This is a genomic window from Alteromonas naphthalenivorans (genome assembly GCF_000213655.1).
Taxonomy (GTDB): Bacteria; Pseudomonadota; Gammaproteobacteria; order Enterobacterales; family Alteromonadaceae; genus Alteromonas; species Alteromonas naphthalenivorans.
The window spans coordinates 3,428,547-3,446,746 of record NC_015554.1 but is presented as its reverse complement, the minus strand read 5'-3'; the positions used below and the strand labels follow the sequence as shown (position 1 = coordinate 3,446,746).

The window sequence follows — 18,200 nt, the reverse complement described above, 5'->3', positions numbered from 1 at the left end:
CTCGTAACGCTTGCTTCCTATTACCTTTTTCCAGCCCAAGATAGTAATCGTAGCAGCTCAAATCAGAGCGTTGTTTTCACTAAACAGTGACTTAATTAAATAATCTTGTCGTTGAATGAAGTTAAATCGTAGACAAGTTGCCATTGACAATAAACGCCCCAACCTACAAAATGTTATAACATCACAAAAATGACCATGCAACTGGTCAAAATGAATAAAAATTTGTTAGGGAAACCGTTATGAAAATGCGTTCACTGCTAAGTCTTACGATAGCAGGCCTACTCTCGTCTCCATCCTTTGCGACTGTTATTAGCGGTAAAGTTACCGATGTATCAGGTCAACCGGTTGAAGGTGCCGAGGTTAGCATTGAAGGTACGCGCCGAGTCGTTACCACCGATGAAAACGGTGTGTACCGTTTTAGCGATGTTAAGCAAACTCATGTGCATCTTCACGTATTTTCAAGCCAATATATTCATGGTGACAATGACCTTGGTGAAATCGTCGGTGATAAAACCGTAGATTTTTCACTTACCCCTTCGTCTGTTGAAAATATTGTTGTGACGGCTACCGCATTACAATCTTCAGTACTTGAGTCTGTTACGCCCGTTACTGTTATTGGCGCAGAGCGCCTTAGACGTATTGAAGCGCCGACATTAGGTGAAACATTGAAGAATACACCTGGGGTACAAAGTACGTACTTTGGCCCAGTTTCAAGTAGCCCGATTATTCGTGGTAACGATGGCCCACGGGTTAAAATTGTTCAAAACGGTTTAGATGTTTCTGATGTATCTCGTGTTGGCCCTGACCACAACGTCACGAGCAACCTGGCAAGTGCCACACAAGTAGAAGTGCTTCGTGGTCCTGCAACATTACAATATGGAAGCGGCGCCATTGGCGGTGTGGTTAATATTGTTGATAAGCGTATTGTGCAACATCAAATGGACGGTGTTGAAGGCGAGGCTGAAGTTAGCTACAGCACAGTAGATAACGGTAAATACGCTCGCGGTGATGTCACTGGTGGCAGCGGTAACTTTGCATGGCATATCGATGGTTACTCTCGTAACACAGATGACACTGATATTCCTGGTTATGCCTCAGTAGAGCCTGATGAAGACGAAGCATACGGTGTATTAGAAAGCACTGCGATGGAAACCAGCGATATAACGGCTGGCTTGTCTTATATTGGTGAGGAAGGTTACTTTGGCTTTGCGGTAGAGCAACTTGATAACCGTTATGGCGTGCCTGGTCACAGTCACGAACATGAAGAAGACCACGATGATGAAGATCATGATGAAGAAGATCATGACGAAGAAGATCATGATGAAGAGTTGCACGAAGAAGAAGGCGTATTGATTGACGTAGACATGACACGTTATCAAGCGGCAGGCGAATGGCATTCACCTATCAAAGGGTTAACCAATGCTAAGTTTGCTGCGGCTTATACCGATTACGAACATGTTGAAATTGAAGATGGCGAGCAAGGGACTATCTTCACTAACAAATCTAGCGATATACGCGCTTCAGTGTCTCACGAAGAAGTGGATGGCTGGCATGGTGTGCTAGGTGTTCAATTCCAACACAGTGATTATGAAGCCGAGGGTGAAGAAGCCTTTACCCCTGCAAATACCTCTTCTAACTATGCGGTTTACCTTGTAGAGCAAAAAGTCGTGGGTGATGTGACCTTCGAATTAGGTGGTCGTGTTGAATACACCGAATACGATGCCGATGACAGTGAATTATCTCTTGAAGTGACCCATGCTGATGAAGAAGAGCATGAAGAAGAAGAGGATCACGAAGAACATGAAGAGCAAGTCACGTCATATAGCTTCAACAAGTATGACTTCACCAGTACGTCTTTATCTGCTGGTTTAAACTGGGAATATGCAGCAGGTCGCTCAATTGCCACTACACTTTCACGTAGTGAGCGTGCGCCTAGCCAACAAGAGCTGTTTTCTGCAGGTCAGCATTTGGCCACACAAAGCTACGAGCTAGGTTTGGTTTTTGACTTAGATGAAGACGGTCATATTGAAGAAGACTTAAAAGACGTAGAAAAAGAAGTTAGCACCAATATCGATGTTACTTTCCGTAAATTCACTGGCGATTGGGGCTATACGGTTTCATTGTTTTATAACCAAGCAGATGATTATATTTATCAAACAAATACAGGGTTATTGGCAATAACTGAAGAGCACGAAGATCACGAGGAAGAAGAAGAGGAAGGCCATGAAGAAGAAGGCACACCTATCTACTACTTCCAGCAAGCTGATGCGGATATCTGGGGTCTGGAAGCCGAAGCCTACTATGATGTAAATGGGCAAGTACGCGTAACGGTATTTAGCGATTACATTAACGCAGAAATTGAAGATGATAACCTACCTCGAACGCCTCCTATGCGATTTGGTGGTAACATCAGTTATATGAGCAATGGGCTAAGTGCTGATGTTGGCGTAACTTGGTATGATGACCAAGATGACGTTGCGTCTTACGAAACACAAACCGATGGTTATACTTTGTTAGATGCCAGTGTTCAGTACGAATTTGGTGGCCAAGGCGTAGAGTGGATTGTTTATGCAAAAGGAAACAATTTAACCGACGAAGAGGCTCGCGTTCATACATCATTTTTGAAAGATCAAGCGCCACTACCTGGCCGTAATCTTACGCTAGGAGTACGTGCGCTGTTCTAATATTGCAGCGAAAACGGGGTGCGCTTGGTAGACGTAAAAGCAGCAGACGGCTCGGTTAAAGAGTCGGTAAAAAGCTCGGCAAATGAATCGATAAAAGATTCAGCGAAAGACAGTTGGTTAGCTACCTTAGCTAGCCAGCAAAGTAAACATATTGTGCTAGGTTATGGCAGTTTGCTTAGTCGAGATTCCCGAGAGCGTCACTCCGGTATTTATACTCAAGGTTTACCCGTGCGTGTTTCAGGTTTTAAACGCGCATGGGTTACCCGAAGCCTGCAAGAAAAACAAACCTATGTTGGCGCCGTTGCCGATAGAACATCTCAATTAAATGCCCAGCTTATTCCTGCCGAGGTAAACCCTTCATTGCGCGCGCGAGAAAAAAACTACCGCTTTGTGGAAGTGCCAGCCAGTGCAATCGAACATGTAAGTTCCTCCTTGTGCAATCAACCTTCTTTCACTTCTGCGCTTCGTGATGCGTTAAGCCATCACCAACTCTGGTTATGTGAAACTTTACTGTGTCATCACCCCAGCAGCGACTTCCCCGTTTCACAAACCTACATTGATACTTGTCTAGTGGGCTGCTTAGAGCATGGCGGGATAAGTGAAGCTACCGCTTTTATTGAACACACTCATGGGTGGAACCACCCTAGAATTAATGACAGAGTAAATCCCGTTTACCCAAGAGCTGCCGCTATTTCTAAGCAACATTTAACGCAAATAGACACGCTGCTAAAAAAGGTAACACAATCCACACAGAGGCATAGTCATTCATGTTGTTACTAACTGAACGGTTGGAATTAAGCCCACTGACGCAAGCTGACAAACTGTGGTTAGTTGAAATGCACCAAGACCCGCTATGGAAGCAGTTTATTGGTTATCGTGGTGTGGCGAGCGTTGAAGATGCCGCTGACTATATTGACCGAGTGAACGCGCAGGTTAGTGAGTGGGGATATGGCTTATTGGCAATACGAAATAAAAAAACCACCGCGCCTTATGGTGTGTGTGGGCTAATTAATCGCTATGTTTTCAGTTGCCCTGATTTAGGCTTTGCGCTGCTACCAGATGCGCGTAAACAGGGGATAGCGTTAGAAGCAACTAAAGCGGTTATTGATTGGGTGGAAATGGAAGGAGATATGCATTTCATTACCGCCTCTACCCACCCCGAAAACGAACGTTCTCAACATCTATTACGCCAGCTAGGGTTTAAAAAACGCGGCCCTTACTTTATTGATAGGTCCACACCGGTTCAAACCCTATTCTGGCGCAACAGTGATTCCGCTAGCCGTTAGAACGGTGGAAGCACAGTCACCTTTTTAATGATAATAGGCTCAATAGGTACATTGTTGGTGTTCAGCATTAGCGAATACTCGGTCTCCACTTCAGACATCGCATCCACAATATCTTCGCCTTCTACAATCATGCCAAAAACCGCATAGCCCCAGTCTCGACCTGGGTTTAGGGTTTCGTTGTCGTTAACGTTAAAGAAAAACTGACGATTTGCAGTATGCGGATCATCTTGTCGGGCCATAGCGATGGTGTGTAAGTCATTGGTTAGCCCATTTCCCGACTCATTGAATATTTCAGGGTAATTAGACTTACCTTCAAAATCGGTGGTATAGCCGCCGCCTTGCACCACAAACCCTGGCACAATACGATGAAAAATAGTGTTTTCATAACTGCGCTTGTCTACATAACGTAAAAAGTTATTCACGGTAATAGGCGCACGGCGGCGGTCTAATTCAACCACAATATCACCCATGGTGGTTTCAATTTTAACTCTAGGGTAATAGTTATCTGGCTGAATTTGTGAGCCATCATCTTTTTTAGCCGCCAATGCGTTAGGGCTCATTGCTGCTGACGTAAAAACGAGAGCTGAGAAAATTAAGGCCATTATAAGCGGTTTTAACATGTACATTCCTTATCGTTTAGCTGTGCCCAAAATAACAAATTTTTTGTCGCTTGCCAGCACGTCTGAACCACCAAACATGCGTTTAAGTTTAACGTGATGTTCAAGATGCCTGTTTCCAACCACCACTAACTGGCCACCTTTTACTAACGCGTGTTTTGAATCGTTAAACATTTGCCATGCAATATGGTCGGTAATGGCATTTTGTTGATGGAAAGGGGGGTTGCACAATATCTTGGTTACCCAAGGCGATTGTTGCTTTTCTAGCAAGCTTTCAAGGCAATTACTGGCAATAAACTCACACTGGTCGATTTTGTCTGGGAAATTCTCAAGTACGTTTAATCGCGCACTCTCCACTGCCATAAAAGACTCATCAATAAATATGACCTTGCAGTCGCCTGCCAAGGCTAAAGCGTTTACGCCTAATATTCCATTGCCGCAGCCTAAATCGACCACGGTTTCGTTAGCACTTACCGTCATATGCTCAAGCATTAAACGGGCACCAATATCTAATGACTGACGAGAAAATACATTTGCGTGGTTTTTTAATACGAAGGTTTGGCCTGTGGCGCCTTTGCATTCCCATGTTTCAGGATAAGGCGAAGGGATAGGTGAAATTTTTTCATCAAGGGTACTAAAAACCAATCGCGATTTTTTCTTTGCCAAGGACGTTTTAGCAGGGCCAATGATTTTCTCAAACAAGGCGGATACCGACTTGGTCACGGCTTTTATTTTACCTGCCGCCACAATATGCGTACCAGGCGCAGCATAGCGTTTAATATCGATAAGCTGTTGTTCAAGTAACGCCAGTGTGCGAGGTACTTTCAGCATGATAACGCTGGGGGCCTTCTCTGGCATGAAAGTAAGGCTTTCAACACTGGTTAAACTGGTTACGGGTGACGTTAGCGCGCCAGCCTCATCAATAACCGATTTCAAATGGTTACGCCCTAAGTTTTCTTGTAATGATCGCAAGCTAATATACGAATCTGAAATCCAAATAGGATTATACTGCGTAAACCAACATCCAAGGGTACCAAAGTCATCATTAAAAATGAGTATGGGCCCCAAGGTAGAGGATGTTTCAGTTTGAGTTTCAACAAGCGCTTCAAGGTGCGCTTCTACATGCTCAATAAGCAGTTCATCGGCACTGTCCCACGCTTGTAGGCTTTTGTGCTGATGTTTTTCAGGGTAGCGTATTAAGGTAAACTGGCGCTCTGCCATTGAAAATTCTGTATTCATTATTTTCTTGTCTAAAGTTATCGGGGTGTTATGCAATTACCACTTTTTACTGACGCGAAAGCAGCGAAAAACTCACCCATTACGCTACCGTTGCCAGAAGCTGAGGTGCGCTATTATCCGCAATGGATTAGCTCAGAGCAAGCGAATGACTACCAAGGCGTGTTTGAAAGCACTTTGCCGTGGCGACAAGACACCATTCGTATGTATGGAAAATACCTCGACGTGCCTAGATTGCAGGCTTGGCACGGTGATCCTGAGTGTCTTTATAAATATTCGGGTATTAAGCTTGCACCACAACCTTGGACCCCTGAATTGGCGGTCATTCGAGATAAATGCATCGAGGTTTGTGATATTCCCTTCAACAGTGTGCTGGCAAACTGGTATCGACATGGGCAAGACAGCATGAGTATGCATGCTGATGATGAGCCTGAGCTCGGACCTAATCCCGTAGTTGCGTCGGTCACTTTTGGTGAGTCTCGCCCTTTTGTGTTTAAACACAAAGAAACCGGTGCCCGTTTTACCCAAATATTAGAGCACGGAAGTTTACTAGTCATGGGGGAAACCACCCAATCGCATTATCTGCACGGTATTGCTAAGACGACTAAACATATCGGTGGTAGAATTAACCTTACTTTCCGGCACTTAATTTCAACCAAGTAGTTTTCATATGAATGTTAAAGAATTTATAGAATCAACCCTAACAAGCGCGCTTTCGCCTGCGTTGTTGAACGTGGAAGACGAGAGCTTTATGCACAATGTGCCTGACGGTGCACAAAGCCATTTCAAGGTCACCGTAGTTACTGATGCCTTTGAAGGCAAACGTTTAATTGCTCGTCATCGTGAAATTAATACGTTGGTCGATGAAGCCTTGAAAGGGCCCGTACATGCGCTAGCATTACATACTTATACCCCAACAGAGTGGGTGGCCCGTGGTGGCGAAGCGCTCACATCGCCAGCCTGTCTAGGTGGCAGTAAGTCATAACGCGTTTTTATCGTCGTTTCATTTTTTAATTAAGAACCTAAATTAAGTATTCATTTTGATTTTCTATAGCCCCAATAGGAGCGCTACGTAACATGGAAGTAAGAAGTTCGGTTAACGCGTATTTGCAGATAGTAAAAACACCTACGGTACAGGTGGTGTTATTAGGCGGAGGCTTTTTGCTGCTAATGCTATTTGCCACTATGGAAGTATTAGCGCCTTTTGACAACGCCGTCATTGAAATGTTGGTGTGGGACGATACGCCTGGAGTGATTCAACGCTTCTTTGAAAATTTCACTGCGCTTGGCAGTAATGAAGTGCTTATCTTTTTTTCACTTGCCGTTGCTGGTTTTTTGAAATTGACTGGGCATCCAAAAAAAGCACTTACGCTATTAATGGCGGTAGCTGCAGGTTTAGTGATTACCTTTGTGCTTAAAGCGGGTATAGACCGTCCTAGGCCGCCGCTGTCTGGCCATCAAGTGACCGTATTAACGCAAAGCTTTCCCTCTGCTCATGCCATGATGTCTACCCTTGTTTACTTCTGTATAGCGAGGCTTTTTTGTTTTTCTATTACAGAAATTAAATTGAAAATATGGGTATATTCTCTGACTACGCTATTGGTATTTGTTATTGGTTTGAGTCGTGTGCAGCTTGGTGTGCATTGGCCGACAGACGTAATAGCGGGGTGGCTAGGAGGCGGGGCGATAGCCGCATTTAGTTTCTACGTGATTAAATGGCAAAGGAATTTAAGCATTCGTTCTGATCATTCGAAATAACCCTTAGCTTTCATATATTGGCCTTCTCAAATTAGCCTCATGAAATTAGCTTTTACAAAAAAATGGCTTCTATTATGACGAACGCAGAAAGCGATGCTAGATTATCGGTTAGCCGCATGCTAACCGAAGATCTTTACCGCATGCAGTGCTTGAACGCATTAAAATCGCTAAAGTTGCCCCAAGGGTATTTAGCGGCGGGATTTTTACGTAATGCCATATGGGATGAGCTTCACGGCTTTAAGAAACCTACGCCGTTAAACGACATCGATGTTATCTACTACAACCCATCAGATACCTCAAAAAAATCAGAGCTCCACATAGAAAATGCGCTGTCTGAGCAAGTACCTTCAGCACTCTGGCAAGTGAAGAATCAGGCGCGTATGCATGTGAAGCACGGCCACAACGCGTATAAAGACTGTGAAGAAGCGATTAGCTATTGGATAGAACAAGAAACCTGTGTAGCTATTAGGCTTTGCCCAAATGAAGAGGGCGATAAGTTTGATATGCTTGCGCCCTATGGGCTATCACGTAATTTTGCCGGTACGATTTCGATAAACCCCCGCCACCCTAGAGGCGATGTATTTACCCAGCGGGTACACTCGAAAAATTGGCTGCTAACGTGGCCGCAACTTACGTTGGGTTCAGCGTTGGTTGGCTCTATTTGATATTTCAACCACGGTAGCGGCTATATCAGTAAGTTTTTTATGCTCATTCATGGCCTGCTTTTGTAGTTTTCGATACGCATCATTTTCATTTAATTGAAATTGCTGCATCAGAATGAGCTTGGCTCTATCCACCAACTTGTGCTCGGTGATGGCGCGTTTAGCTTCTTCTAACTCACGGCTCATGTCTTCAATATACTGAGCTTGTCCTCGCAATAAATCGTAAAATGAGCGGTGCGCAGACAGGGTTTGTGTTTGTTCGCTAATATCAGTGTTTTTACTCGAACCCGTCATATCATGCTGTTGTAATGAGAGATCACTGTCTTCCACTAAACCTGGCATGCTAGGGTCGAATAGCATTGTGAGGGGGGAGCCATCTTGTGCGTGTTCATCGGTAAAGCTTTCAATTAACCGCTGATGGTTTTTCATTTCATGATGCGCATTGTTTACTTTCGTCTGCGCTTCTTTCGTTAAGCTGTCGGTTAGTTTATTTTCAATTTCTTGCATGGCATCAATACGTCGTGTGGCCACATCGAACCAGACTTCACTAATTTCAGCCGCAATGGGGCTGCCATCAGCAAGTTGTGCAATCATTTTGCGTAATTGATTAATATCGTGTGCGGCAGGGCTGCCATCTAAAAGCTCATAAGCCTCTTTATGGCAGGTGCGGGCGAATTCATTAAACACGGCAAAGTGATGCTGCTGGGCGTGTTGTAATGCGCTGAGCTTGTCACACAAGCGCTTGTCAAAATGCGTCTCTGCAAAGCCAATAGCCCCCCATGCACGTTCTTGCCCCGCATATTCTTTCCCCTGCATAAAGTTAAATAGTGCAACTAAAAGGCGGGTAATGACGGGATCGCTCGCAATATCTGCCGCTTCAAAAATTACAGTAAGTAACCCTGCCACTAAGCGGCAATAAGCGCGGGTGGAATCTAACGGTGAAAGGGTCAGGTTTTTCGCTTGTTCACGAAGTACGGGCAGGTAATCAATACCTTGAAGGGCTAAAGTAATGCTGCTTAACAAGCGAGGGTTAGCCGTATCATGGCTATCGGTTAAATACAGTGATTTAAGTTGGCTGCGCAACATCGACTCTGCTTCACAGCTTGCTTCAATATGGGTGGCACGTTGCCCTGCAAACCTATCGCCTTTAGACGCTAAATAAATGTTGGTGGCGCCACGTTCTCGTTGCAGAGCATGCACCATATTTCGAACGGAAATAACAATGCGGCAGTTGCTTGATAACTGCTCAAGCACCGTGATTTCAGCTCGTTTCGCGGCGAGCAAGAAGCGCTTAGTGGCATCGCTATAATGCGTAGTGGCCGTTATTTCATGGTTTGTTTGCATGATACGTTATGGAATTAGCGAACTTAAGGAATACTTTATAAAAGCAATGCGTATGCCTGAACGTATCACTCTTTAATATGTTTATTTAAGTGTTTGTTTTTATTTGCTTATTTATTTTTATGGGGCGATGGTGAAGGTGTTTTTTTGAGCAGACATCTATAGCCGTTATTGCGCGTACCGCGGTCTATGCTCAATAACGGTGCAAGTTAAGAGGGGCTTAAACTTGCACCTACTTCAATATTTGCTATTACGCCCTTACAACTCGAAGAAACCAGCCGACAAAAATAGAAATAAGAAGCCCGAAAAAAGACATCAACGCAGTAATCATCAATAATTTGCCTGAAAAGTCAGGGTCTTCTCCGGCTTCCGTCATTAGCATGCCAGATGCTTTGAAGATAAATAATGCGGCAATAGAAAATAGCAAAATGACTGCAGTAGACATTAACGTAGATTTCCAAAAGGTTTTTGGAAATGCCCAATGAATAGCGCCTGCCACTAGCACGCATAAAATAGTGAGTAAATAAGGGACCACTTCCACTCCTTATTGGTTGGTTAAATACACCTCGTTGCCAAAAGTATCAGTAACCTAGATTGAAAAAATTAGTGTGAATACAATTGAGAGCGCCAATGACAATAAACGACGAATCAATTGTTAGGAAAAACTAAGCTTATTACGATGCCATGGAAAGCCAGCCTTGTCAGCTTAAAATCCGCTGTACGATTAACATTCTATTAAAAGATTTTAAGCATCAATGGTGGTAGAATCGCACACAAAATTTGTGCATGACAGTGATCTACAGTATTCACAGCTGTACTGTTAACGCACGCCCCCTAAAACCTCTAGACTCCTGAGAAAACATGTTTGATTTAATTACTAATCGAGATAGTAATGTAAAAAATGACGTGCTTTCTGGTATTACCGTTGCACTTGCACTGGTACCAGAAGCGGTTGCTTTTGCATTTGTTGCTGGTGTTGAGCCCATGATTGGGTTGTATGCCGCCTTTATGATGGGACTTATTACGTCGGCCATTGGTGGACGTCCAGGAATGATTTCTGGTGCGACAGGTGCGATGGCCGTGGTCATGGTGGCTCTAGTAGCACAGCATGGTGTTCAATATCTGTTTGCCGCTGTTATTTTAGCCGGTCTACTGCAAATACTCTGCGGTATATTCAAGCTTGGTAAGTTTATCCGATTGGTGCCTTACCCTGTTATGCTCGGGTTTGTAAACGGCCTAGCGATTGTTATTTTCCTTGCTCAACTAGGGCAATTTAAAGTGGTTAATGCGTTTGGGCAGCTGGAGTGGATGCAAGGAACCATGTTGTACTGGATGCTTGGATTGGTTGCACTGACCATGGCGATTATCTACTTACTGCCTAAGTTAACCACAGCGGTACCGGCGTCTTTGGTGGCTATTGTTACGGTAACGGCTATGGTACACGGTCTTGATTTAGAAGCGCGTACAGTAATCGATTTCGTGCGTGATTTATTACCTGAAGCGCAAAAAGCCACTGCTACACTTGCCGGTGAGTTGCCTACATTTGCTATCCCTATGGTGCCATTTACCTGGGAAACAGTGATGATTGTTCTGCCTACTTCAATCATTTTATGTTTGGTTGGTTTGATTGAGTCATTACTGACTTTATCACTTATTGATGAAATGACAGATACCCGCGGTCGTGGCAACAAAGAATGTGTTGGTCAGGGCGTGGCGAACACAGTGAATGGCTTTTTCGGCGGCATGGGCGGTTGTGCCATGATTGGACAAAGCATGATCAACATTAACTCTGGTGGTCGTGGTCGTTTATCAGGAATTACTGCTGCTTTGGTACTTCTTGCCTTTATCCTTTTCGCTGCACCATTGATTGAAATGATCCCGCTAGCCGCGTTAGTTGGCGTAATGTTCGTGGTGGTTATCGCTACCTTTGAATGGGCATCGTTCCGCATTATTCGTGGTGTAAACAAAGAAGACGCTTTTGTTCTGTTTTTAGTTACCGCGGTAACGGTTATAGCTGACCTAGCGATTGCAGTAGTGGTGGGTGTTATCGTTTCTGCCTTGGTATTTGCATGGAAGCATGCACGCCATATTGAGGTTAAAAGTCACATCGATAGTGATGATTGGAAAGTCTATGATTTAGAAGGGCCACTGTTCTTCGGCTCTGTTAGTCATTTCAAAGACTTATTTGATATTGCCAATGACCCAGAGCATGTGGTTATCGACTTTAAAGAATCGCGAATTTGGGACTCATCGGGTATAGATGCCTTAGATACGTTAGCTGATAAATACGAACAACAAGGTAAGAAACTGCATATTCGTCATATTAGTGATGAGTGTCGCAACTTATTGCGTAAAGCTGATAAGTTCGTAGAAATTAACGTGAATGAAGATCCACGTTACCGGGTTGCTACCGATAAGCTAGCTTAACCGCTGCTGGTTATTGCCTTGGTGTCGCTACTGAGGCAGATTACCAATACGAGAGAGCGCTTAGATGCACCAAATGAAATCGCAAATGCTTTTGTTTGGTGCAAATTAAGGTGGTTCGAAAAGCCTGTTTTTTGAATAAATCTATATAAAACAGGCTAGTAATGACATGGCACTAATATTGGATATACTTTTTTGTGTGAAAAATTGTGTGTGTATGTTTAGAGCAACCTAGCTCATAAAAATTTGATAGCTATGATCACTCGTAGCGCTTGATAGGCAACGAAGCCCGCAACAACGAAAGTTGGTGCGGGCTTTTTTTTGTCCCGAATAAAGGGGAGAGACCATGACATCTTTGGCATCTAAAACGCGAATTCTCGTCGTTGGAAACGGAATGGTAGGGCACCATTTTGTTGAACAGCTTCATCAAAGCAGCGATAACGTTGACATCACCGTACTGTGCGGTGAGTCGAGACTGGCCTACGATAGAGTACATTTGTCCTCTTACTTTAGTGGTGCTAGCGCAGATGACTTAGCCCTAACAACCGCTGATGTATATCGTGAGTGGGGCGTTAATGTGGTGACAAACGCCATAGTGACTGACTTGCTGCGCGACGAGAAAAAGGCGTTAACGGAAGATGGTCAGGTATTTCCTTACGATAAGTTGGTACTGGCCACTGGCTCTTACCCATTCGTTCCGCCTATCCCAGGAAACGACCAAGAGCACTGTTTAGTGTATCGCACTATTGATGACCTGATTGCGATTGAGAACTCTGCCCGCGAAAGCAAAGTGGGTGTGGTAGTGGGTGGCGGTTTATTAGGGCTTGAAGCGGCAAACGCGTTAAAAGAAGCAGGCCTTGAAACCCACGTGGTGGAATTTGCGCCTCAGCTTATGGCTGTGCAGTTAGACGAAACCGGCGGTGACGTACTTCGCAGTAAAATTGAATCGTTAGGGGTAACCGTACATACCCAGAAAGCAACACAGGTTATCGAAGCCGGTGAGCAATCACGCTATCGCATGGTATTTGCCGACGGTACTTTTCTTGAAACCGATATGGTGCTGTTTTCAGCGGGTATTCGCCCATCAGATCAACTCGCCAGAAAATCCATGCTAGCCCTTGGTGAACGTGGCGGCATTGTGGTTGATGATAATTGTTTAACGTCCGACCCTGATATTTTCGCCGTGGGCGAATGTGCACTGTGGCAAAACCGCATATTTGGTTTGGTTGCACCAGGTTACACCATGGCTCGTGCCGCAGTAAGCGCACTAACAGGTGGTGATACCGTATTCACTGGCGCCGACATGAGCACAAAGCTTAAGTTGATGGGCGTGGAAGTGGGCTCTATTGGTGACGCGCATGAGCGTACCACTGGCGCACAAAGCTACACCTACTTTAATCAGCCAGAAGGCGTGTACAAGAAGTTGGTGGTAGATGAAAGCCAACAAAAAGTGTTGGGTGCCGTGTTAGTGGGTGATACGAGTGACTACGACACCTTGTTGCAATACGCCTTAAACGGCATTGATTTGCCGGAAAATCCTGAAACTCTTATTTTGCCAAGTGCAGGGGCTGCGCCAGCATTAGGGGCTGATGCACTGCCAGATACCGCCACAATTTGCTCTTGTCACAACGTGGCCAAAAGCGACATTGTATCGGCTATCGACGAAGGCTGCTGCAGCCTTAGCGACGTAAAAAGCTGTACAAAAGCCAGCACGGGTTGTGGTGGATGTACTGCTCTGCTTAAAAACGTGGTTGATAGCGAGCTTGAAAAGCGCGGTGTCGAAGTCTCAAAAGCCATATGTGAACATTTCAACCATACCCGCCAAGAACTATTCCATATTGTAAAAGTGAACGGCATCACCTCTTTTGATGAATTGCTCGACAAGCATGGTACCGGTCTTGGTTGTGAAATATGTAAGCCAGCAGCAGGCTCTATTTTAGCGTCTGTGTATAACGATTACGTACTTAAACAAGAGCATTTACCTCTTCAAGATACCAACGATATCTATCTTGGAAACATGCAAAAAGATGGCACTTACTCTGTGGTTCCTCGCGTGGCGGGGGGAGAAATTACGCCAGAAAAGCTAATTTTATTAGGCGAAGTTGCCAAGAAATACAGCCTGTATACCAAAATCACTGGCGGTCAGCGTATTGATTTGTTTGGCGCACGGGTCGATCAACTTCCTGATATTTGGGAAGCCCTTGTCAAAGGCGGCTTTGAAACAGGGCATGCATACGCTAAAGCCCTTCGTACGGTGAAGTCTTGTGTGGGCAGCACTTGGTGTCGCTACGGCGTTCAAGATTCGGTGAAAACCGCCATCGATTTAGAGAACCGTTATAAGGGCTTACGTGCTCCGCACAAGATTAAATTTGGCGTGTCCGGCTGTACGCGGGAATGTGCAGAAGCTCAAAGTAAAGATATTGGTGTTATTGCCACCGAAAATGGCTGGAATTTATATGTGTGCGGAAACGGCGGTATGAAGCCTCGCCATGCCGATTTATTCGCTACCGATTTAGATACAGAAACACTGGTTAAGTACATCGACCGCGTATTGATGTTTTATGTACGCACCGCCGATAGACTTCAGCGTACATCGGTATGGATGGACAACTTAGAAGGGGGCTTAGCTTACCTGCAAGATGTTGTCATGAATGACTCGCTAAATATTAACGCTGATTTAGAAGCCCAAATGGAAACCGTGGTTGGTGCTTATCAGTGTGAGTGGAAAACCACGCTTGAAAGCGAAGCCTCGCGTAAACGTTTCCGTCAATTCGTTAACACAGATGGCACCGACACAAACATTCAGTTTGTTTCTGAGCGAGGTCAAGTTAGGCCTGCCACTGAATTAGAGAAATCTAAAGGTGCCGACAACCTCATTGCGGTTGACGTAATTTAATAAGGAATAAACTGATGACAGCAAATACAGAAGTGGCGCCCCTTTGGCATGATGTGTGTGGCATTGATGAAGTGGTAACAAACAGCGGTGTTTGTGCACTTGTAGAAGGTCAGCAAGTGGCACTGTTTAGTGTGATGAGAGGTGGTGAGCAATTCCTTTACGCCATTAGCAACTGGGACCCTATCGGTAAGGCAAACGTGCTATATCGCGGCCTTATAGGTTCTATAGCTGATGATGTCGTGGTGGCATCGCCCCTTTATAAAGAGCACTACGTGTTGGCCACAGGCAAGTGTATTGAACGTGATGACGTAAGCGTAGTGGCGTATGATGTGAAAGTGGAAGGTGAGCGAATACTCGTTGCTGTCTAACCCACTTTTCTATGTTGTTTTTGTTTATTAAGAGAGTTTATCCATGAATATGGCTACACCAAAAACCACTATGCTGGAACCATTACTACGGCAAAAGCAAACCACCTGTCCTTATTGTGGTGTGGGTTGTGGTGTAGATATCAGTTGCAACGTTAGCGGGCGTATTACCTCCCTGGACAAGGTTACTGGTACGCCCGAGCATCCGGCCAATTATGGTCGTCTGTGTGTAAAAGGCACAAACCTGCTCGAAACAAACGATCTTAGCGGCCGTTTGCTTCACCCAACCATGGCAGGTGCAAAGGTAGATTGGGACACGGCTACCCGCGCGGTGGCTGATAAAATCACTCAGACTATTGCTGAACATGGGCCGGATGCCGTTGCGTTTTATGTGTCAGGGCAACTACTGACCGAAGATTATTATGTTGCTAATAAGCTCATGAAAGGGTTTATTGGCAGCGCCAACATAGACACAAATTCACGGCTTTGTATGTCTTCTGCCGTTGCAGGTTATAAACGTGCGTTTGGCGAGGATGTGGTGCCTTGTGATTACACCGATTTAGAATGTACTTCACTATTGGTGCTTACAGGCAGCAACACCGCGTGGGCACACCCCGTATTATTCCAGCGCATTCAAAGGGCTAAGCTGTGCAATCCTGATATGAAGGTGGTGGTAATTGACCCGCGAGAAACTGAGACCTGCACAATTGCAGACTTACATTTACCGCTAAAAGCAGGCAGCGACGTTGCGTTGTTTAATGGGTTACTTCAATTTGCTCACAACAATGGGGCAATAGATGAAGCTGCGATTGGTGAGTTTACCCAAGGGTTAAATGACGCCATCACAAGTGCTAACACTATTGATGCTAAAGACGTGGCTAGTCTGTGCGGTTTAAATGAGGCGGATTTAAACACCTTTTATGATTGGTTTATCAATGCTGACACTGCAGTTACATTCTATTCCATGGGGGTTAACCAATCTTCAGCTGGGGTAGATAAAGCTAACGCCATTATTAATTGTCACTTGGCATTGGATTTTATTGGCAAACCAGGTTGTGGGCCTTTTTCTATAACCGGTCAGCCAAATGCCATGGGGGGCAGAGAAGTGGGGGGGTTAGCCAATATGCTGGCGGCCCACTGTGATATTGAAAACCCTGAGCACCGTGAAAATGTAAAAGCGTTTTGGCAGTCTCCGGCTATGCCAGAGTGCGGCGGATTAAAAGCGGTAGACTTGTTTTCAGCTATGGATGCAGGGCAAATCAAGTTTGTGTGGATAATGGGCACAAATCCTGTGGTGAGTATGCCCTATCGGGAGCAAGTTGAATCGGCGCTGAAAAAGTGCGACATGGTGGTGGTATCAGATATTGTACAAAGTAACGATACCCTTGCCTTTGCTGATATTGCACTGCCTGCAACAGGATGGTCAGAAAAAGACGGTACTGTAACCAATTCTGAGCGCAGAATTTCCCGTCAACGAGGCATCATGCCGCCTCCAGGTGAAGCCAAACATGATTGGCAAATTATGTGTGATGTAGCCAATAAAATGGGTTTTGCCAGCGGGTTTTCCTACTCTCACCCGAGCGAAATATTTGATGAACATGCCCGTTTAACAGCATACAAAAATGACGGTGCGCGATTGCTCAATCTTGCCCCTTTAACCGGCAAATCTCAGGCTCAATATGATGCAATGGCGCCTGTGCAATGGCCACTGACTATCAATAGTGATAAAACGCTTTCAGCTGTTCGCCCTTTTCATAACAAGGTGTTTTCTACCCCGACGGGCAAAGCAAATTTTGTTGCCGTACAGTTTTCTCTTCCTATTCAAGTTACCTCGAGTGAATTCCCCTTTGTACTTAATAGTGGGCGAATGCGCGACCAGTGGCACACCATGACACGAACCGGCAAAGCGCCGGTACTCCATGCTCATACTGACCTCGCTAATGTTTATGTTCATCCCGAAGATGCAAAAGCATTGGGTGTTTCAACAAATGACTATGTCACGCTTAGCAGTAAAGTGAGCGGCGAAACAGCCTGTATTTTCCCTGTGCAAATTGACAAACGTCAGCGCCAAGGCGATGTATTCGTTCCTATTCATTGGTCTGGGGAGTGGGGTTCGCACAGTAAGTTGGCAAAACTTTATGCGCCAGCGACCGACCCTATTTCAGGGCAGCCAGAACTTAAGCATGGTGCGGTATCGATTACGCCCCTTAACTTTTCAAGCTACGGAAAGCTCTATATTAGTGATGACGTTCAAGTGGCAAATGGCGAATTGGATATCGTAAAGGTGCTGAACGAGGTAGTGGAAAGTAATAACGGCTACTGGGCTAAATATTTAATCGATAATGGGCTGGGCGTATCCATTGCCAGCCAACTTGAATCGCAAGCGGTAATCAAAGGGTTGCTAGAAAAACTACCTAAAACGTGGGTGTGCTATCAACACAAAACCGCCGACAGCCAAGTGCTTATTTGTACTTATCAAGATTCGTTTTGTTTTATGGCGTTTTTCGGTGCGCACAGCCCCAGTACGAAGCCAAAGTATGATGTACCAAATTCATGGGTAGATAGCGCATTAACGCAAAGTTTCAACCCTGAAAAACTGGCTAACTTTTTACGTTGTGACATTGACGAAGAATTTTTAAATGGTCCAGTGGTTTGCAGCTGCTTTTCTGTAAGGGAAAAAACCATTAGCAAAGCAATAGTAGACGGGGGCTCATCAGTTTCTGCATTGGGCGATACGTTAAAGTGCGGCACAAATTGCGGCTCTTGCAAACCGGCTTTAGCAACATTAATTAACGAACATGCTATCACAGTAGAAGACGTCGCTCGTGAAAGTTAACACCAAGCGCGTGGCTGATAAGAAAGCTACGCAGATTACTATCGAGAATGCCACTGGCAATGTTACTAGCAAAGCATCTTGCATAAACGTGACAA

Annotated in this window: 15 protein-coding genes; 11 read left to right on the top strand and 4 right to left on the bottom strand. The window is 44.9% G+C overall.

Translation table 11 applies throughout. The features are described 5' to 3' along the window. The first annotated feature begins 239 nt into the window (after positions 1–239). The 3 genes from AMBT_RS15005 to AMBT_RS14995 are packed head-to-tail and all read left to right on the top strand — an operon-like array spanning position 240 to position 3,970. Positions 240–2,684: a TonB-dependent receptor gene (locus tag AMBT_RS15005; RefSeq protein ID WP_013785482.1), complete on the top strand. Its 2,445-nt coding sequence runs from the start codon at positions 240–242 to the stop codon at positions 2,682–2,684. A gap of 18 nt (positions 2,685–2,702) precedes the next feature. Further along, a complete protein-coding gene (locus AMBT_RS15000; RefSeq protein WP_013785481.1) occupies positions 2,703–3,464 on the top strand; it encodes a gamma-glutamylcyclotransferase family protein in 762 nt (253 codons plus the stop codon). Then, positions 3,452–3,970 (top strand): GNAT family N-acetyltransferase, encoded by a 519-nt coding sequence (locus AMBT_RS14995; protein ID WP_013785480.1) that lies wholly within the window; start codon positions 3,452–3,454, stop codon positions 3,968–3,970. Before AMBT_RS15000 ends, AMBT_RS14995 begins: the two co-directional genes overlap by 13 nt. On the opposite strand, the gene AMBT_RS14990 is transcribed toward AMBT_RS14995, so the two are convergent. Then, entirely contained in the window at positions 3,967–4,572 is a 606-nt protein-coding gene (locus tag AMBT_RS14990) for a peptidylprolyl isomerase (RefSeq protein WP_409513424.1), read from the bottom strand. The genes AMBT_RS14995 and AMBT_RS14990 overlap by 4 nt on opposite strands. A gap of 27 nt (positions 4,573–4,599) precedes the next feature. Continuing rightward, positions 4,600–5,826 (bottom strand): methyltransferase, encoded by a 1,227-nt coding sequence (locus AMBT_RS14985; protein ID WP_013785478.1) that lies wholly within the window; start codon positions 5,824–5,826, stop codon positions 4,600–4,602. A 30-nt stretch (positions 5,827–5,856) separates the two neighbouring features. Between AMBT_RS14985 and AMBT_RS14980 the strand changes: the two genes are divergently transcribed. From AMBT_RS14980 to AMBT_RS14965, 4 genes are all read left to right on the top strand, one after another. Continuing rightward, positions 5,857–6,486, top strand: coding sequence for an alpha-ketoglutarate-dependent dioxygenase AlkB family protein (locus tag AMBT_RS14980; protein WP_013785477.1), 630 nt, complete (start codon positions 5,857–5,859; stop codon positions 6,484–6,486). Positions 6,487–6,493: 7 nt separating this feature from the next. Further along, on the top strand, positions 6,494–6,808 hold the full coding sequence (locus AMBT_RS14975) for a BolA family protein (protein WP_013785476.1): 315 nt from the start codon (positions 6,494–6,496) through the stop codon (positions 6,806–6,808). A 92-nt stretch (positions 6,809–6,900) separates the two neighbouring features. Then, positions 6,901–7,581, top strand: a complete 681-nt coding sequence (locus AMBT_RS14970; RefSeq protein WP_013785475.1) for a phosphatase PAP2 family protein — start codon at positions 6,901–6,903, stop codon at positions 7,579–7,581. A 74-nt stretch (positions 7,582–7,655) separates the two neighbouring features. After that, the gene (locus AMBT_RS14965; protein WP_202945444.1) at positions 7,656–8,246 is read left to right on the top strand and encodes a nucleotidyltransferase family protein; all 591 of its coding nucleotides are present in this window, start codon (positions 7,656–7,658) and stop codon (positions 8,244–8,246) included. On the opposite strand, the gene AMBT_RS14960 is transcribed toward AMBT_RS14965, so the two are convergent. Beyond that, entirely contained in the window at positions 8,223–9,587 is a 1,365-nt protein-coding gene (locus AMBT_RS14960; protein ID WP_013785473.1) for a nitrate regulatory protein, read from the bottom strand. The two genes, AMBT_RS14965 and AMBT_RS14960, sit on opposite strands and share 24 nt — an antisense overlap. Before the next feature lie 247 nt (positions 9,588–9,834). Continuing rightward, complete coding sequence (locus AMBT_RS14955; RefSeq protein WP_013785472.1) at positions 9,835–10,119, bottom strand: hypothetical protein; 285 nt, start codon at positions 10,117–10,119, stop codon at positions 9,835–9,837. A gap of 326 nt (positions 10,120–10,445) precedes the next feature. On the opposite strand from AMBT_RS14955, the gene AMBT_RS14950 reads away from it, so the two are divergent. The 4 genes from AMBT_RS14950 to AMBT_RS14935 all read left to right on the top strand — a co-directional run bounded on the left by AMBT_RS14950 (position 10,446) and on the right by AMBT_RS14935 (position 18,105). Beyond that, positions 10,446–12,011 carry a SulP family inorganic anion transporter gene (locus AMBT_RS14950; RefSeq protein ID WP_013785471.1) on the top strand — a complete coding sequence of 522 codons (1,566 nt, stop codon included), beginning with the start codon at positions 10,446–10,448 and terminating at the stop codon, positions 12,009–12,011. Positions 12,012–12,354: 343 nt separating this feature from the next. After that, positions 12,355–14,904 (top strand): nitrite reductase large subunit NirB, encoded by a 2,550-nt coding sequence (gene nirB, locus AMBT_RS14945; RefSeq protein WP_013785470.1) that lies wholly within the window; start codon positions 12,355–12,357, stop codon positions 14,902–14,904. 14 nt (positions 14,905–14,918) lie between these two features. Next, positions 14,919–15,272 carry a nitrite reductase small subunit NirD gene (gene nirD / locus AMBT_RS14940; RefSeq protein ID WP_013785469.1) on the top strand — a complete coding sequence of 118 codons (354 nt, stop codon included), beginning with the start codon at positions 14,919–14,921 and terminating at the stop codon, positions 15,270–15,272. 43 nt (positions 15,273–15,315) lie between these two features. Beyond that, positions 15,316–18,105 carry a nitrate reductase gene (locus AMBT_RS14935; RefSeq protein WP_013785468.1) on the top strand — a complete coding sequence of 930 codons (2,790 nt, stop codon included), beginning with the start codon at positions 15,316–15,318 and terminating at the stop codon, positions 18,103–18,105. The last annotated feature ends 95 nt before the right edge of the window (positions 18,106–18,200 follow it).

What these genes read in the sequence shown, in the direction of transcription:
- AMBT_RS14980 (WP_013785477.1), top strand. Translation starts at nt 5,857, where the DNA reads ATGCAATTACCACTTTTTACTGACGCGAAAGCAGCGAAAAACTCACCC.
- AMBT_RS14960 (WP_013785473.1), bottom strand. Translation starts at nt 9,587, where the DNA reads ATGCAAACAAACCATGAAATAACGGCCACTACGCATTATAGCGATGCC.
- nirD (WP_013785469.1), top strand. Translation starts at nt 14,919, where the DNA reads ATGACAGCAAATACAGAAGTGGCGCCCCTTTGGCATGATGTGTGTGGC.
- AMBT_RS14995 (WP_013785480.1), top strand. Translation starts at nt 3,452, where the DNA reads ATGTTGTTACTAACTGAACGGTTGGAATTAAGCCCACTGACGCAAGCT.
- AMBT_RS15005 (WP_013785482.1), top strand. Translation starts at nt 240, where the DNA reads ATGAAAATGCGTTCACTGCTAAGTCTTACGATAGCAGGCCTACTCTCG.
- AMBT_RS14990 (WP_409513424.1), bottom strand. Translation starts at nt 4,572, where the DNA reads ATGGCCTTAATTTTCTCAGCTCTCGTTTTTACGTCAGCAGCAATGAGC.
- AMBT_RS14965 (WP_202945444.1), top strand. Translation starts at nt 7,656, where the DNA reads ATGACGAACGCAGAAAGCGATGCTAGATTATCGGTTAGCCGCATGCTA.
- AMBT_RS14970 (WP_013785475.1), top strand. Translation starts at nt 6,901, where the DNA reads ATGGAAGTAAGAAGTTCGGTTAACGCGTATTTGCAGATAGTAAAAACA.
- AMBT_RS14935 (WP_013785468.1), top strand. Translation starts at nt 15,316, where the DNA reads ATGAATATGGCTACACCAAAAACCACTATGCTGGAACCATTACTACGG.
- AMBT_RS14985 (WP_013785478.1), bottom strand. Translation starts at nt 5,826, where the DNA reads ATGAATACAGAATTTTCAATGGCAGAGCGCCAGTTTACCTTAATACGC.
- nirB (WP_013785470.1), top strand. Translation starts at nt 12,355, where the DNA reads ATGACATCTTTGGCATCTAAAACGCGAATTCTCGTCGTTGGAAACGGA.
- AMBT_RS14950 (WP_013785471.1), top strand. Translation starts at nt 10,446, where the DNA reads ATGTTTGATTTAATTACTAATCGAGATAGTAATGTAAAAAATGACGTG.
- AMBT_RS14975 (WP_013785476.1), top strand. Translation starts at nt 6,494, where the DNA reads ATGAATGTTAAAGAATTTATAGAATCAACCCTAACAAGCGCGCTTTCG.